The following is a 15,094-nucleotide window of genomic DNA, read 5'->3' on the forward strand; positions in this document are numbered from 1 at the left end:
TCTTTATTTATTAGGATAAAATTACTCTATGAAAGTTTTTATACTCATTTTATTTTTTGTATTTTCTATTTCTCAAGCGGATTTTAATTCTACAGATCTAATAAAGAAAGTAGAAAAAAAATATAATAGATTTGCAAAAAATAGGTTTATTGCTTTAAATAGAACAATAAAAAGAGCATCAAAAAAAAATGAGTTAAAAAAATTAGAAATGATAAATGACTTTTTTAATTCTGTTCCTTATGGTGATGATAAAGATATTTATGGAGTAAGTGATTATTGGGCTACACCTTATGAATTTTTAGGAAAAGATAAAGGTGATTGTGAAGATTATGTTATAGCTAAATATTTTGTATTAAAGTATTTAGGTGTTTCTACCAAAAAGATGTTTTTATCTTATGTTAGATTAGAAGGTTCAAATGAAGCTCATATGGTTCTTTCCTATTTTGAAACACCTACTTCAGAGCCTTTGATTTTAGATAGTATTAGAAAAAGAATTTTTAAAGCTTCAAAAAGAAAAGATTTAAAACCAATATACAATTTCAATCCAAATATTTTAAAAAATGGTAAAAAAACAGCTGCCCATAGAAAATGGGATAAATTATTAAAAAACTTTAGGGAGAATAAAATATGAGTCTATTTAAACAAATTTCAATTTTACTATCAATTGTTTTTACAATATTATTTATATTAATAGCAAGTATAAGTTTTAATGAGATAAAAGACTCTGCTCAAAAGTCATTATATCAAAATGTTCAAAATAGTGTATCAAATATAAGTTTATCCATAACAAATGCACAAGCTGATATTAGTACAATTAAAACTGTATTAAATGCAAGTTTTGACAATGGTAATTATGAAAAAATAATATTTAAAGATTTAGATAATAATATAGTACATCAAAGAGGAAAAAAAGAAGAATCCCTTGAAAAAAAGTTTCCTCTATGGTTTTTAAATTTTGTAAATATTGATGAAGTTTCTGCTTCTTCGACAATCTCACAAGGTTGGACAGTATTAGGTACACTTGAAGTTTTTGCTGATAGAGATATTTTTTATAATCAAATTTATGCAATTTTCATAAATCTAATTATTACTTTAGTTATAACTTTTATTGTATTTTTATTTGTTCTTTCTTTACTTTTTAAATCTATTTTAAAACCTTTAAGTATTATAAAAGAGCAAAGTGACTCTATTATGCAAAATAAGTTTATCTTTCAAAAAAAGATACCTTTTACTTTAGAGTTCAAATCTGTAACAATAAGTATAAATAGTATGGTTGAAAAAATTCAAAATATGTTTAATCATGCAAATGAGATATTGAAAAAGAACAAAGAGTTATTGTATGTAGATGAATTAACAAAGCTATATAATAGAAGATATTTAATATTAAAAACAAGTGAATATTTAGAAGAAAATAGCATAAATCATTTAGGTTACATAATCTCAATAGTTTTAACAAGAATTGATTTATTAAATAAAAAAGTAGGATATAAAAAAGCTGATAAACTATTTATAGAAATGGCAAATATTATGAAAGAATTAACATTAGTTAATGAATCTAATATCATATCTAGAACTAATGCTGCTGAATTTATAATTATTCTGCCAAGGACCAAAGAAAATGATGCAAAAAATATTGCAAAACAATTATCTATAAGCTTGAATAAAATATTAAAAAATATAAAAGATGAAGATATAAAACTTTATATGGGGCTTTGTACTTTTGAAGGTGAAAGAAATCATAGTGATTTACTTAGTAAAATAGATTATACTCTTTCTCAATCAAAGATTTTACAAGATAAAGATTATTTTTATATGAAAAATGATGATGTTTATGAGACAAGAGACAATTGGAGAGAATTAATAAATACAGCATTAAAAGAAAATGATTATTTTAATATTTTATATAGAGATGTTCTTGATATTGATTCTAAAGAGATTGTTTATAAAACAATTAGTTTTGAAATCAAAACAAAAAATAAGACATATTCATATGGTGAATTTATAGCTTCGGTAATTGAATTAAATTTATTAGAAGAAGTATACTTAAATATTATTTCAAAAGTGTTAAATATTCATAGATATAATAAGAAAATATCAATTCAAATACCTAGTAATTTTATTGAAAATATATCTTTTGAAAAATTAAGAAATATTTTTGATAAAAATAATAGTTTTAAAAATATCATTTTTGAATTAGAAGAAGACTCTTTTGTAAAGTATTATTATAACTCTTTAGCTTTTATAAATATTATTGAAGAATATGGTTTTGATATTGCTATTTTTAATTTTATGGGAATAAGTGATGATTATAATTATTTAAAATCAAAAAAAATAGAATATATAAAAGTAAATCAAAAGTTTTTAGAAACAGTAGAAAATCTAGATGCTTTAAATATGGTTAAGATGTCTTTAGGTATAAAATTAATTGCAACATCAATTAATACTAAAGAAGAATTAAATGCTTTAAAAAACAAAGATATAAAATTAATTGCAGGGAAGATTACAGAAGGAATACTTTACAAGTAATCCTTCTTAATAAGTTTATATCCAACTCCTCTTATATTTACAATCATTCCACTTTTTAGTTTCTTTTGAAGTTTATGAATCATACTTCTCATACTAACTGCTTCCATTTCTTTATTATCCCAAACATATTCATGTATCATCTCAGATGTTACAGTTTTATCAAGATTATTTATAAACAAAGTTAAAAGAAGTTTTTCTTTTTGAGTTAAAACTATTTCATGTTCATGTTTATATAAGGTTTGGTCTTTTAAATCAAAACTTATTCCAAAACCTAAATCAATAATATCTTTATCCACATCATTTTTTAAAATAGTTTTTATATGATATTTAATATGTAATATAAGTTCTTCTAGCTCAAAAGGTTTTTTTAAATAATCATTGCAACCTAAATCATAAGCTTTTGAAATATTATCAATTTCTAACTGGGCACTTACAATTATAACAGGTAAGTTTTTATTGATTTTCCTTATTTGTTCTAAAACTTCGTGTCCTGAAAATCCAGGAACATTTATATCTAAAATATATAAATCGTATCTGTTATTTAAAATTTGTGTCATGGCTTCATAACCATCATGTACACTAGTAACAAAAAAACCTCTATCTTCCAAAGCATTATAGATAAGTTTGTTAAGTGAAAAATCATCTTCTAGTAAAAATATTTTCATAGTACTTTCTTTATTAGAGAATTAATATTAAATATAAACTTAGTTCCTAGATTTTTTGTACTTTCTACATCTATTTCTATCTTGTATTTATCACAAATTTCTTTTACAATATTTAAACCTAAGCCTAGACCTTGTTTCTTAGTTGATTGTTGATAATAAGCATTAAATACTTTTGATGTATCTTCTATACCTATACCAAAATCTTCTAGTATAATTAAATAATTACTATCTTCTTTTCCAAAAAATAAATTAATTTCTCCATTTTCTTTACTATATTTTATTGCATTGCTAAGGGTATTATCTATAACTCTTTCTAGTTCATATTTATTTATAGTTATCTCGATATTTTCACTATATTCTAAATTAATATGAATATTTTTAGTATTTGCTAACTCATCAAAAAATTGAACTCTTGAACTTATAAATTGTAATAAATTTATTTGTGAAGGTTTATATTCTCTATTTTCTTTTTTAATTTTATAAGATAAGTCTCCATAAATTGAAGAAAGAGTTTTTATAGAAGCTTTTATGGCTTCCACTTCTTTAGAAAATCCATATTGTTTTTCTATTAGTTCACTATTTAAAGAGATAATAGAAACAGGAGTATTCATTTCATGCATTATTTTTTTTACAAATAAATCTTGTTGTGCAAGAAGTTTTTCAATAAGTATTTTATTTTCATAAATCTGTAATTGTGTTTTTATTCTTGCTAATATTTCTTTTTCTTCAAAAGGTTTTGTTATATAGTCAACTCCACCTTCTTCAAAAGCTTTTATTTTATCCTCTAAATTATCTAAAGCAGAAATAAATATTATAGGAATATCTTTTAATTTTTCTTCTTTTTTAAATAATCTACATAATTCATAACCATCAATATTTGGCATTTTTATATCTAAAAGTATTAAATTGAAAGTATTCAGTTTAGCAGCTTGAAGTGCCATCATTCCATCAGGTGTTGCCCTAATATCATAATTTTGTCCTTCAAGAATCTTTTTTAGGTATTGTAAGTTTTCTAATTTATCATCAATAATCAATATAGTATATTTTTTAGTCATTTTACCTCAAGTAAATCTATGATTTTTAGTTATTATAACTTAAAAAAAGAGAAAGAAAATAGACAAGCTGTATGAAACTTAAACAACTATTTATTCTTTTACTAATTATCAATAGTCTGGCACTTATTAGTGTTGTATTTATATTAAGTGAGTATCAAAAAGCAGTTAATCAACTAGAAGATGCTTATAAAATGCAACATCGTTCTTTAATCCTTGCTGATGAGTTAAGACAAAGTTCTGATGACTTAACAAGAATGGCAAGAAGTTATGTTCTAACTGGAAATGAAATGTTTAAAGAACAGTTTCTTACAGTTTTAGATATTAGAAATGGAAAGAAACCTAGACCTAAATATTATAATAGAATATTTTGGGACTTTTATACTCTTGATGGAAGTAATCCTAAACTTGATGGTGCAAAAATACCCCTTAGAACTCTTATGAAACAAGCAGGCTTTCAAGATGAAGAGTTAGAGTTATTATATACTTCTCAACAAGAATCTGACGATTTAACATATCTTGAAACAAAAGCAATGAATGCAATAAAAGGAATTTTTCAAGATAAAGATGGAAACTATACAATAAAAAAAGAGCCTGATTTTAAGCTTGCAAGACAAATAATGTATGGGAAACAATACCATAAAGCAAAAATAGCTATTATGAAACCCTTAAATGAGTTTTACAAAGCTTTTGAAAGTCGAACACAAAAAAGAGTAAATGAATCTCACCAAACTGTTAAAAATATGGAAACTTATTTATCTTTATCTGTTTTATTTTTGATTGTTCTTTTTGTATTTTCTTTTGTATTTATTATTTTACATAGAATTATTCATCCAATTGAAATATTAAATAAAGGAATGCTCAAGTTATCAAAAAATAATATGGATATTGATTTACCTCAAAAAGTCTTTATGGATGAGGTAAGTGAAATGATTGCAGCTGTTGAAGTATTTAAAGATAATGCAATACAGTTAATGGAATCTCAAAAACAAAATGAAAGACTTCTTGATTTAGCTGGTGAAGGTATTTTTGGACTTGATGCAAAGGGTAGATTTATTTTTGTAAATCCTACCGCTTCTGAAATACTAGGATACAAATCAAAAGAGTTAATTGGAGAGTATTTAAATAAAACTATTGGGAAACATCTCTTTAAAAAAGGAGCTCAGCAAAAAGAGAGATTAATGCTTATTCAAAAAGAAGAACAATCTTTTCTTTCAAAAACTGGACAGCTTTTTCCAATAGATTATGTAAGTACTCCTATTTATACAAGTAATTCAACTGTTTTAGAAGGTTCCGTTGTTGTATTCTCAGATATAACCAAAAGAAAAGAGTATGAGAACCAACTAAAAAAAGCAACCCTTGAAGCACAAAATGCAAATAGAACTAAATCTATTTTTCTTACAAATATGTCCCATGAACTAAGAACACCATTAAATGCAATTTTGGGATTTACTAATATTTTAAAAAAGTCAAAGAATATTGAAAAGTTGGAAAAACAAAATATAGATACTATTTATAGTAGTGGGCAACATCTTTTATCTTTAATAAATGAGATATTAGAGTTTGCAAAAATTGAAGCAGGAAAAATAATAATAAATTCAAATGACTTTAATTTATTTAAATTTTTAGATGAAATAAGATTAATGTTCACTTCAAAATGTGAAGCAAAAGGTTTAGAATTTTCATTAAATATACATAAGAGTGTTCCAAAGTATATTAGATGTGATGAAAAAAGATTAAGACAAATTTTAATAAATATTTTAGGAAATGCTTTAAAATTTACTCAAAAAGGTTTTATTTCTACACATATAAAAGCTAATAAAGAAAGATTATATGTAGAGGTTTGTGATACAGGGATTGGAATGTCTAAAGAATCAATAGAAGTAATTTTTAAACCCTTTGAACAAATAGAAGAAAAAAAGCATAAACATGATGGAACAGGATTAGGTCTTGCAATTACTAAGGAACTTATTGAAAAGATGAAAGGTGAAATAAAAGTTCAGAGTAAAGTAAATTGTGGAAGTACTTTTAACTTTAATATAGAAATACAAAAAATTGATTCCTTAGAAGATGAAGAAAAAATAGAAGAAACTATAGTAAAAATTAGAAATGATAAAAAGTTAAAAGTGCTAGTTGCCGATGATATTAAAGCAAATAGAGACTTACTTACACAACTTTTAAGTTCTTATGGCATTGATACAGTTCAAGCAAGTGATGGACAAGAAGTTTTAAAATGTATAAAAGAATCAACTTTTGATTTAATATTTATGGATATTCTTATGCCAAATTTAGATGGGCTGGAAACTACAAAAATTTTAAAAAAGCAAGATTCTACTAAAGATATTCCTATTATAGTAATTTCAGCTAATGTTTTTGAAGAAGATAAGCAAAAAGTTTTAGATAGTAAAGCAGATTCTTTTTTACCAAAACCTTTTGAAGAAAAAGATATCTTAAATAGTTTAAAAAAATTTTTAGATATTGAATTTGAAAATGAGAAAACAATAGAAGAAACAATTGTTTTAGAAAAAGACTTAGCTATAAAAATAGATGAATTTGCTATAAAACTTGATGCAGATGCAATTTTAAAAACCCTTGAAGATAATCAAATTACGGGCTTCACTAAAGATGCAATAATAACATTAGTAAATCAATTCAAGTTTAATAAAATATCAGAAATATGTTCTAGCCTGTATAAAAGTTAAACATAAAATAATAAACCTTTATAAAAAAACAACACTAAAGCAACACTACTTTTTTATACTTCTTCCAAAGAATATCTCAAAAGATATTTTAATTTCAAAGGAGAAAAAATGAAAAAGTTGTTTGCTAAATCTTTATCCATTGCAGCATTAGTTGCAATGACATCACTGGCTCAGGCTGCTGATACTATCAAAGTTGGTGTTTTACACTCTTTATCTGGAACAATGGCAATTTCAGAAACTACTCTTAAAGATACAGTTTTAATGCTTATCGAAGAACAAAATAAAAAAGGGGGAGTTTTAGGGAAAAAACTTGAGCCTGTTGTTGTTGACCCAGCTTCAAACTGGCCACTTTTTGCTGAAAAGATGAGAGGTTTATTAACTCAAGATAAAGTTGATGTAACATTTGGTTGTTGGACTTCTGTTTCTAGAAAATCTGTTCTTCCAGTTGTTGAAGAGTTAAATGGACTATTATTTTACCCAGTACAATATGAAGGTGAAGAGTCTTCTAAAAATGTATTCTATACAGGTGCTGCGCCAAACCAACAAGCAATTCCAGCAGTTGATTACTTAATGAACGAAGTTGGTGTTAAGAGATGGGTTTTAGCAGGAACTGATTATGTTTATCCAAGAACAACAAACAAAATTTTAGAGTCTTACTTAAAATCTAAAGGTGTTGCGGCGTCTGATATTATGATTAACTATACTCCTTTTGGACATTCAGATTGGCAAAGTATTGTAAGTGATGTTAAGAAGTTTGGTTCAGCTGGTAAGAAAACAGCTGTTGTTTCTACAATCAATGGTGACGCAAATGTTCCATTTTATAAAGAGTTAGCAAACCAAGGTATTAGTGCAGAAAACATTCCAGTTGTTGCTTTCTCAGTTGGAGAAGAAGAGTTATCAGGTATTGATACAAAACCTTTAGTTGGTCACTTAGCAGCGTGGAACTACTTCCAAAGTGCAGAATCTGATTTAAATTATGACTTTATTGATTCATGGAAAAAATTTATAAAAGATGATAAAAGAGTTACAAATGACCCTATGGAAGCTACATATATCGGTTTCAACCTTTGGGTAAAAGCTGTTGAAAAAGCTGGTACTACAGATGTAGATGCAGTAAGCAAAGCTATTATTGGTCTTGAAGTTCCTAACTTAACTGGAGGTACAGCTAAAATGCTTAAAAACCACCATTTAACAAAACCAGTATTAATTGGTGAAATTCAAGAAGATGGTCAATTTGAAACTGTGTACTCAACTGATGGTGAAGTTGCAGGTGATGCTTGGTCTAATTTCTTACCTTCATCAAAAGATGTAATTGCTGACTGGACAGAACCAGTAAACTGTGGTAATTACAATACTGTAACTAAAAAATGTTCAGGTCAAAACTACTAAAAAACTAAAAAAAGAGAGGAGTTTTCACTACTAATTTCTCCTCCTTTTTTATAAAAGGTACTTATATGAAAATCAATATAATAAAAATAATTTTTCTTAATTTATTTTTTTTATCATCTTTATTTGCAAATTTTGAGCAAGATATTACTAAATTACAAACAAATAGTTTAAAAACAAAACAAAAAGTAGTTGTTGATCTTGTTGAAAAATATTCAGAAGATGATAGAACAAATCTATTACTTACAAAAATGAAAGATGGGGATTTATATTATATAAAATCTTCAAAAAAGTTTGTTATTTTAGAAAAAAAAGAAGGTAAAATTTTTCACACAAAAAACTTTTTAACGGGTGAAAAAGTTAAACCAAAAAGTAGAAGAGACTTTAGTAAAGTAAAAACAAACAATAAATTAAGAAGTATTATAAAAAGTAAACTTGCTCAGATGAATCTATTTTCAAAAAAACAAGAAAAAAGACTTATTTCAGCAAAAAATATTTTAAAAAATTTAGATAAAGAGTTAGAACCTCTTGTTCAAAAAGCTTTACTTAAAGAAAAAGATGATGATGTTAAAAAGCTTTTAGAAGAAGCAAATACAATCTTAAAAGCTAAATATTCAAGTGGAGAAGAGCAATTAACAGCAGTAAAAGAGCTAGGTGATTATCTTTCAAACCAAACAATGATTGCATTAAAAGAGATTATCAACAATGAAAATAACTCAAAGGAGTTAATCAAAACAGCAAAATCTTCTTTAGGTTCTGTTGAGACTATTAGATCATATTATGCAGTTGTAGAAAAAGCATTTTTTGGTTTAAGTATGGGTTCTGTTTTATTACTTGCAGCTATTGGGCTTGCAATTACATTTGGAGTAATGAAAGTTATTAATATGGCTCATGGTGAAATGATGATGATTGGAGCTTATACAACATATACACTTCAACAAGTTATGCCGAACTTAATAGAATACTCTATAATTGTGGCTATTCCTGCTGCATTTATTGTAAGTGGAATAGTGGGTATTATTATTGAAAGACTTGTAATTAGACATCTATATGGAAGACCACTTGAAACCTTATTGGCTACATTTGGGATTAGTTTAATTTTGCAACAAATAGTAAGAACAATCTATTCTCCACTAAATCAAGAGGTTAAAACTCCCCAGTGGATGAGTGGTGCATTAGAGATTAATAGTGCCCTATCACTTACATACAATAGATTATATATCATCATATTTGCAGTATTAGTTTTCTTTGGAATATTAATGGTTCTAAATAAAACTTCTTTAGGATTAAAGGTGCGAGCTGTAACACAAAATAGACAAATGGCTCAAGCAATGGGGATTAAAACATCTTGGATAGATGCCATGACTTTTGGTATAGGTTCAGGAATTGCTGGAATTGCTGGAGTTGCATTATCACAACTTACAAATGTAGGTCCAAATCTTGGACAAGCCTATATTGTTGACTCCTTTATGGTTGTTGTATTTGGTGGAGTTGGTAACCTTTGGGGAACACTAATTGGTGCACTAACACTTGGAGAAATCAACAAATTTATAGAACCAGTAGCAGGGGCTGTTTTAGCAAAAGTTATCATCCTTGTATTTATTATTTTATTTATTCAAAAAAGACCTAGAGGGCTTTTCCCTCAAAAAGGTCGAGATGCACAAGACTAAGGTGGAGAAGATGAAACGAAAACCAATATTTTTACAAATTTTAGAAAATGACAAAGGTGGTAAAATAGTATTAGGAATACTTGCATTAGTAGTTATTTATGTTGCTTTTGCAAACCTTGTTTTACCACAAGATTCACTATTTTATGTTTCAACATATACAGTTACACTACTTGGTAAATATTTAGCTTTTGCATTGCTTGCATTAGCTTTAGATTTAGTTTGGGGATATATAGGAATTTTAAGTCTTGGACATGGAGCTTTTTTTGCCCTTGGTGGATATGCAATGGGTATGTATCTTATGAGACAAATAGGTGATAGAGGTGTTTATGGAAATCCAGATTTACCAGACTTTATGGTATTTATGAACCTAAAAGAGTTACCTTGGTTTTGGTATGGTTTTGATAATCCTATTTTTACATTTATTATGATTATGTTAGTTCCTGGACTTTTAGCTTTTGTATTTGGATACTTAGCATTTAGATCAAGAGTTACAGGAGTTTATTTATCAATCATCACTCAAGCTATGACTTATGCTCTTATGTTAGCATTTTTTAGAAATGATATGGGCTTTGGTGGAAACAACGGACTTACAGATTTTAAAGATATTTTAGGATTTGACTTGCAAGCTGACAGTACAAGAATTGCACTGCTTATTATCTCTTTTATTGCTCTTTTTGTAGGATATCTAATCGCAAGATTTATAATAAACTCAAGACTTGGAAGAGTTTGTATAGCAATCAGAGATGCAGAGAGTAGAACAAGATTTATTGGATACAAAGTTGAGCAATATAAACTTTTTATTTTTATAGTAAGTGCTGCTATGGCAGGTGTTGCAGGAGCTTTATATGTACCACAAGTTGGGATTATCAATCCAAATGTATTTTCACCCCTATTTTCAATTGAATTAGTAATCTGGGTTGCAATTGGTGGACGTGGAACTTTATATGGTGCCATAGTTGGAGCATTTATTGTAAATTATGCAAGTACATATTTTACCTCTGCCCTTCCAGAAGTTTGGTTATATGCTTTAGGTGGTATATTTGTTGTAGTAACTTTATTCTTACCAAAAGGTGTAGTTGGACTTATCTCAAAATTAAATTTGAGAAAAGATAAAAAGGAGCTTTCAAATGCTATTGCTTAAACATGATAATGAACAAAATGTAGGGGAGTTAAAAAAAGGTGATAGAATCCTTTATTTAGATGATGTTACAGTTAGTTTTGATGGTTTTAAAGCTTTAAACTCTTTATCTTTATCAATAGAGTATGAAGAATTAAGATGTATTATTGGAGCAAATGGTGCAGGTAAATCCACTATGATGGATGTAATTACAGGGAAAACACAACCTGATAAAGGGGATGTTATTTTTGGTAAGGCTGCAAACCTTTTAGAAATGGATGAACCAACAATTGCTGAAATTGGTATAGGAAGAAAGTTTCAAAAACCAACAGTATTTGAAGGTCACTCAATTTTTGAAAACCTTGAACTTGCAATGAAAGATGATAAAAGATTTTTCAAAACTTTATTTGCAAAACTTAGTGGTGAGCAAAAAGATAAAATAGAAGAGACTATGGAATTAATTGGTCTAAAAGAGCATTATCATAATCCAGCTTCTATTCTTTCACATGGACAAAAACAGTGGCTTGAAATAGGAATGTTACTTATGCAAAGCCCAAAGCTTCTACTTGTTGATGAACCAGTTGCAGGTATGACTCCAGGAGAGGTTGAAAAAACAGGTCAAATCTTAACTGAGCTTTCAAAAAATCATTCAGTAGTGGTTGTTGAGCATGATATGGAGTTTATTAGAAGTATTGCAAAAAAAGTTACAGTACTTCATGAGGGTTCAGTTTTAGCTGAGGGTTCTATGAAAGATGTTCAGAACAATGAGAAAGTTAGACGTGTGTATTTGGGAGAATAATGATGATAAATATTAAAAATCTAAACCAATTTTATGGACAAAGTCATACTCTTTGGGATTTAAACTTAGAGATTGAACCAGGGAAATGTACTTGTCTTATGGGAAGAAATGGAGTTGGTAAAACAACTTTAGCAAAAGCAATTATGGGGTTACTTCCAGTTAAAAGTGGCCAAATTATTTATGAAGACAAAGATATTAGTAAACTTGGAAGTGAAAAAAGAGCAGGGCTTGGTATAGGTTATGTACCACAAGGAAGAGAGATATTTTCTCAACTAACTGTTAAAGAGAATCTAGAAATAGGATTACTAGGAAACAGAAATGGCTTAAAACAAGTTCCTGAAAAGATATATGAACTATTCCCAGTTTTAAAAGATATGTTAAAAAGAAAAGGTGGTGACCTTAGTGGTGGACAACAACAACAATTAGCAATTGGAAGAGCTCTTTGTTTAGAACCAAAACTTTTAATCCTTGATGAGCCAAGTGAAGGTATTCAACCAAATATAGTCCAACAAATTGGAGGAGTTATTGATTACCTTACAAAAGAGGAAAAGATAACTGTTATTTTAGTTGAACAAAAACTACCATTTGCAAGAAGACATGGAGATGATTTTTATTTACTTGATAGAGGAAGTGTTGTTGCAAAAGGTGAGATTGAAGATTTAAGTGAGACAATAGTAGAACAATATCTATCAGTATAAATTGATTAATTAAACTCAAAAGATAAAGGGATTCTATTAATCCCTTTATCAAAATGGTTTTAAACTAAAACCATTTTAATACCAACACATAATAAGAATATAGCAAAAGCAAGTTTTAACTGTTTTACATTTAATTTATATGCCAGTTTTACACCATAGGGTGCAAAAAACATTGTCATTGGAACTAGTACTATAAATGCCAGCCAATTAACATAACCTGTAGAGGCTAATGGCAGATTCTGCACATTCCATCCCACAATAATATATCCAATAGTTGCAGGTACACTAATAATCAAACCAAACAATGAAGCTGTACTAACAGCTCTATGAATTGGAAATGAGAATAAAGATAATAAAGGAACCATCAAAGTTCCCCCACCAATACCCAGTAATGAAGCAAAACCACCAAGAAGTGTAGCAAAAATAGATTGCCCAAATTTACCTGGAAGAGATTCTGCTATTACAAGTTTCTTAAAACTACTAATAATCATATTAAGAGATACAAGTAAAAGTAGAATACCAAACATAAATTTTAAATTTGTTCCATCTATAAATTTAGATGAAAATGCTCCAATTAAAACTCCAAGAATCACAAATGGAATCCATTTTTTAGATAAATCCCAATCAATCCCACCTTTTTTATGGTGAGATCTAGCTGATATTATTGAAGTTACAACAATAGTTGATAAAGATGTTCCAATAGATAATGGCATAGCAATTGAGATATCAATATTCATATATATAAAAATATGATAAAGCATAGGAACAATTACAATCCCTCCACCAACACCAAGTAATCCTGCAAGCAAGCCAGCTACTACGCCACTTGCCAACAAAATTGGGACTAATACTAATAATTCATTCATAAAAATTTATCCTTATTTAAAAACTTGATGCCTTACCATCACTTCTTGGGTCAAATGCCCCTTTTATAGTTTTTGATCTATCATAAACTAAAGCTCCTGCATGACCAACGGCAGAATCTAATTCACCTAAAATTTCAACATCATGACCTTTTTCTTTTAATTCATTAATCAACTTATCATCAAATCTAGATTCTAGTTTTAAACTTTGAGAGGAATTACCCCAAGTTCTTCCTAGAAGCCATCTAGGATTGTTTATACAAGCTGACAAATCTTCATTGTAATAAGCATATCTAGAAAAAACTGCTGCTTGAGTTTGTGGCTGTCCATCTCCACCCATAGTTCCATAAGCCATAACTCTTCCATCATCAAACAATGCAATTGCAGGGTTTAAGGTATGGAAAGGTTTTTTGTGTGGTTCTAAAGCTTGAATATGAGATGAGTCTAAAGCAAAACTACAACCTCTATTTTGCCAAACAATACCAGTTTCAGGCAATGTTAATCCACTTCCAAACTCATGATAAATACTTTGAATAGCACTTACAACTCTACCTTTAGAATCTATTGCACCAAACCAAGTTGTATCACCAGGTGCTGCATTTTCTCCCCAAGGAAGTGCTTTTTCTAAATCAATTTCTTCACTTAGTTTATCAAGATATTCAGGTTCTAACCATTTTTGTAATTCTTCAGCAGTTGCAGAAGTACTCATTTTATCTCTATGCTTAAATGCAATTTTAGTAGCTTCAACCAATAAGTGTACATATTGAGTTGAATCTTTTTTAGGTAACTTTTCATTCCATCTATCAAATAGACCTAAAATCATTAATGATGCTACCCCTTGTGTTGGAGCAGAGGCATTAAAGATTGTTGCATTACTTGTTTTCATTTGTAAAGGTGTATTCCAAGAAGCGTGATGTTCATTTAAATCTTTTATAGATATTAATCCATCTCTTGAGTTAAAATCTTTAGCAATTTTTTGAGATAAACTTCCTCTATAAAAATCATCATATCCTTTTTCACCTAGAGTCTTTAATGTAGACCCAAGTTTTTCTTGTTTTAAGATATCTCCTGTCTTAGGAGTATTTCCCTTAGGGTAATAAATATTTGCAAAGTAAGGGTCAACTATGAGTTCTTCTCTTTTTTCTTCTAATGTTTGAGATAAAGACTCAGTAACTATAATTCCCTCTTTTGATGAGTGTACTGCTTCTTTTACAAGTTCTGAAGTAGAGAGTTTTCCATTCCACTGCTTTTTACTTTTTTCATATGCTAAATCCCAAGCAGAAACAGCACCAGCAGCAGTATTTGCTGCAACTCTTCCTCTAAAAGGAATTGTTTCTAGTCCTTCATATTGACTCATACTTACATCAAAACCTGAGTATCCAGACGCTTCAATAAAACTAACCCCCTCTTTAGGGTCATATATTAACCAAAAGGCATCTCCACCAATCCCAGTCATATGTGGGTAGTGAACTGCTAAAGATGAGGCAACTGCAATTGTAGCTTCAATTGCATTTCCCCCTTGTTTTAAAATTTCAAGTCCTGCATCTGAGGCACAATGGTGTGGTGAAACTACCATTGCATTGTTCGAAGTTTGTGTTAAAGGTAAGTTACTCATA

At 28.3% G+C, this 15,094-nt stretch carries 12 protein-coding genes; 8 read left to right on the forward strand and 4 right to left on the reverse strand.

The genetic code is table 11. The annotated features are described in order from the left end of the window. The first annotated feature begins 28 nt into the window (after window positions 1-28). On the forward strand, window positions 29-631 hold the full coding sequence (locus CP965_RS11445; protein WP_129062244.1) for a transglutaminase-like cysteine peptidase: 603 nt from the start codon (window positions 29-31) through the stop codon (window positions 629-631). After that, window positions 628-2,526, forward strand: coding sequence for a bifunctional diguanylate cyclase/phosphodiesterase (locus CP965_RS11450; protein ID WP_129062245.1), 1,899 nt, complete (start codon window positions 628-630; stop codon window positions 2,524-2,526). Before CP965_RS11445 ends, CP965_RS11450 begins: the two co-directional genes overlap by 4 nt. Here the strand turns inward: CP965_RS11450 and CP965_RS11455 are convergent. Both CP965_RS11455 and CP965_RS11460 read right to left on the reverse strand, forming a co-directional pair. Next, complete coding sequence (locus CP965_RS11455; protein ID WP_129062246.1) at window positions 2,517-3,191, reverse strand: response regulator transcription factor; 675 nt, start codon at window positions 3,189-3,191, stop codon at window positions 2,517-2,519. The genes CP965_RS11450 and CP965_RS11455 overlap by 10 nt on opposite strands. Next, window positions 3,188-4,246 carry a hybrid sensor histidine kinase/response regulator gene (locus tag CP965_RS11460; protein ID WP_129062247.1) on the reverse strand — a complete coding sequence of 353 codons (1,059 nt, stop codon included), beginning with the start codon at window positions 4,244-4,246 and terminating at the stop codon, window positions 3,188-3,190. Before CP965_RS11460 ends, CP965_RS11455 begins: the two co-directional genes overlap by 4 nt. A 71-nt stretch (window positions 4,247-4,317) precedes the next feature. On the opposite strand from CP965_RS11460, the gene CP965_RS11465 reads away from it, so the two are divergent. The 6 genes from CP965_RS11465 to urtE all read left to right on the forward strand — a co-directional run bounded on the left by CP965_RS11465 (window position 4,318) and on the right by urtE (window position 12,615). Then, window positions 4,318-6,945 (forward strand): response regulator, encoded by a 2,628-nt coding sequence (locus CP965_RS11465; RefSeq protein WP_129062248.1) that lies wholly within the window; start codon window positions 4,318-4,320, stop codon window positions 6,943-6,945. Window positions 6,946-7,053: 108 nt separating this feature from the next. Then, window positions 7,054-8,334: an urea ABC transporter substrate-binding protein gene (gene urtA / locus CP965_RS11470; RefSeq protein ID WP_129062249.1), complete on the forward strand. Its 1,281-nt coding sequence runs from the start codon at window positions 7,054-7,056 to the stop codon at window positions 8,332-8,334. Between the two features lie 65 nt (window positions 8,335-8,399). Further along, window positions 8,400-10,001: an urea ABC transporter permease subunit UrtB gene (urtB, locus tag CP965_RS11475; protein WP_129062250.1), complete on the forward strand. Its 1,602-nt coding sequence runs from the start codon at window positions 8,400-8,402 to the stop codon at window positions 9,999-10,001. 10 nt (window positions 10,002-10,011) lie between these two features. Then, window positions 10,012-11,142, forward strand: coding sequence for an urea ABC transporter permease subunit UrtC (gene urtC, locus CP965_RS11480; protein ID WP_129062251.1), 1,131 nt, complete (start codon window positions 10,012-10,014; stop codon window positions 11,140-11,142). Continuing rightward, window positions 11,129-11,917 carry an urea ABC transporter ATP-binding protein UrtD gene (gene urtD / locus CP965_RS11485; protein ID WP_129062252.1) on the forward strand — a complete coding sequence of 263 codons (789 nt, stop codon included), beginning with the start codon at window positions 11,129-11,131 and terminating at the stop codon, window positions 11,915-11,917. The genes urtC and urtD overlap by 14 nt, the downstream gene beginning before the upstream one ends. Continuing rightward, window positions 11,917-12,615 carry an urea ABC transporter ATP-binding subunit UrtE gene (gene urtE / locus CP965_RS11490; RefSeq protein ID WP_228712718.1) on the forward strand — a complete coding sequence of 233 codons (699 nt, stop codon included), beginning with the start codon at window positions 11,917-11,919 and terminating at the stop codon, window positions 12,613-12,615. The genes urtD and urtE overlap by 1 nt, the downstream gene beginning before the upstream one ends. A gap of 59 nt (window positions 12,616-12,674) precedes the next feature. Here urtE and CP965_RS11495 read toward each other — a convergent pair whose 3' ends face one another. Both CP965_RS11495 and CP965_RS11500 read right to left on the reverse strand, forming a co-directional pair. Beyond that, entirely contained in the window at window positions 12,675-13,481 is an 807-nt protein-coding gene (locus CP965_RS11495; RefSeq protein ID WP_129062253.1) for a sulfite exporter TauE/SafE family protein, read from the reverse strand. Between the two features lie 16 nt (window positions 13,482-13,497). Beyond that, the gene (locus CP965_RS11500; RefSeq protein WP_129062254.1) at window positions 13,498-15,093 is read right to left on the reverse strand and encodes a gamma-glutamyltransferase family protein; all 1,596 of its coding nucleotides are present in this window, start codon (window positions 15,091-15,093) and stop codon (window positions 13,498-13,500) included. Window position 15,094 lies beyond the last annotated feature (1 nt).

It is taken from the genome of Halarcobacter mediterraneus (assembly GCF_004116625.1).
Lineage (GTDB): Bacteria > Campylobacterota > Campylobacteria > Campylobacterales > Arcobacteraceae > Halarcobacter > Halarcobacter mediterraneus.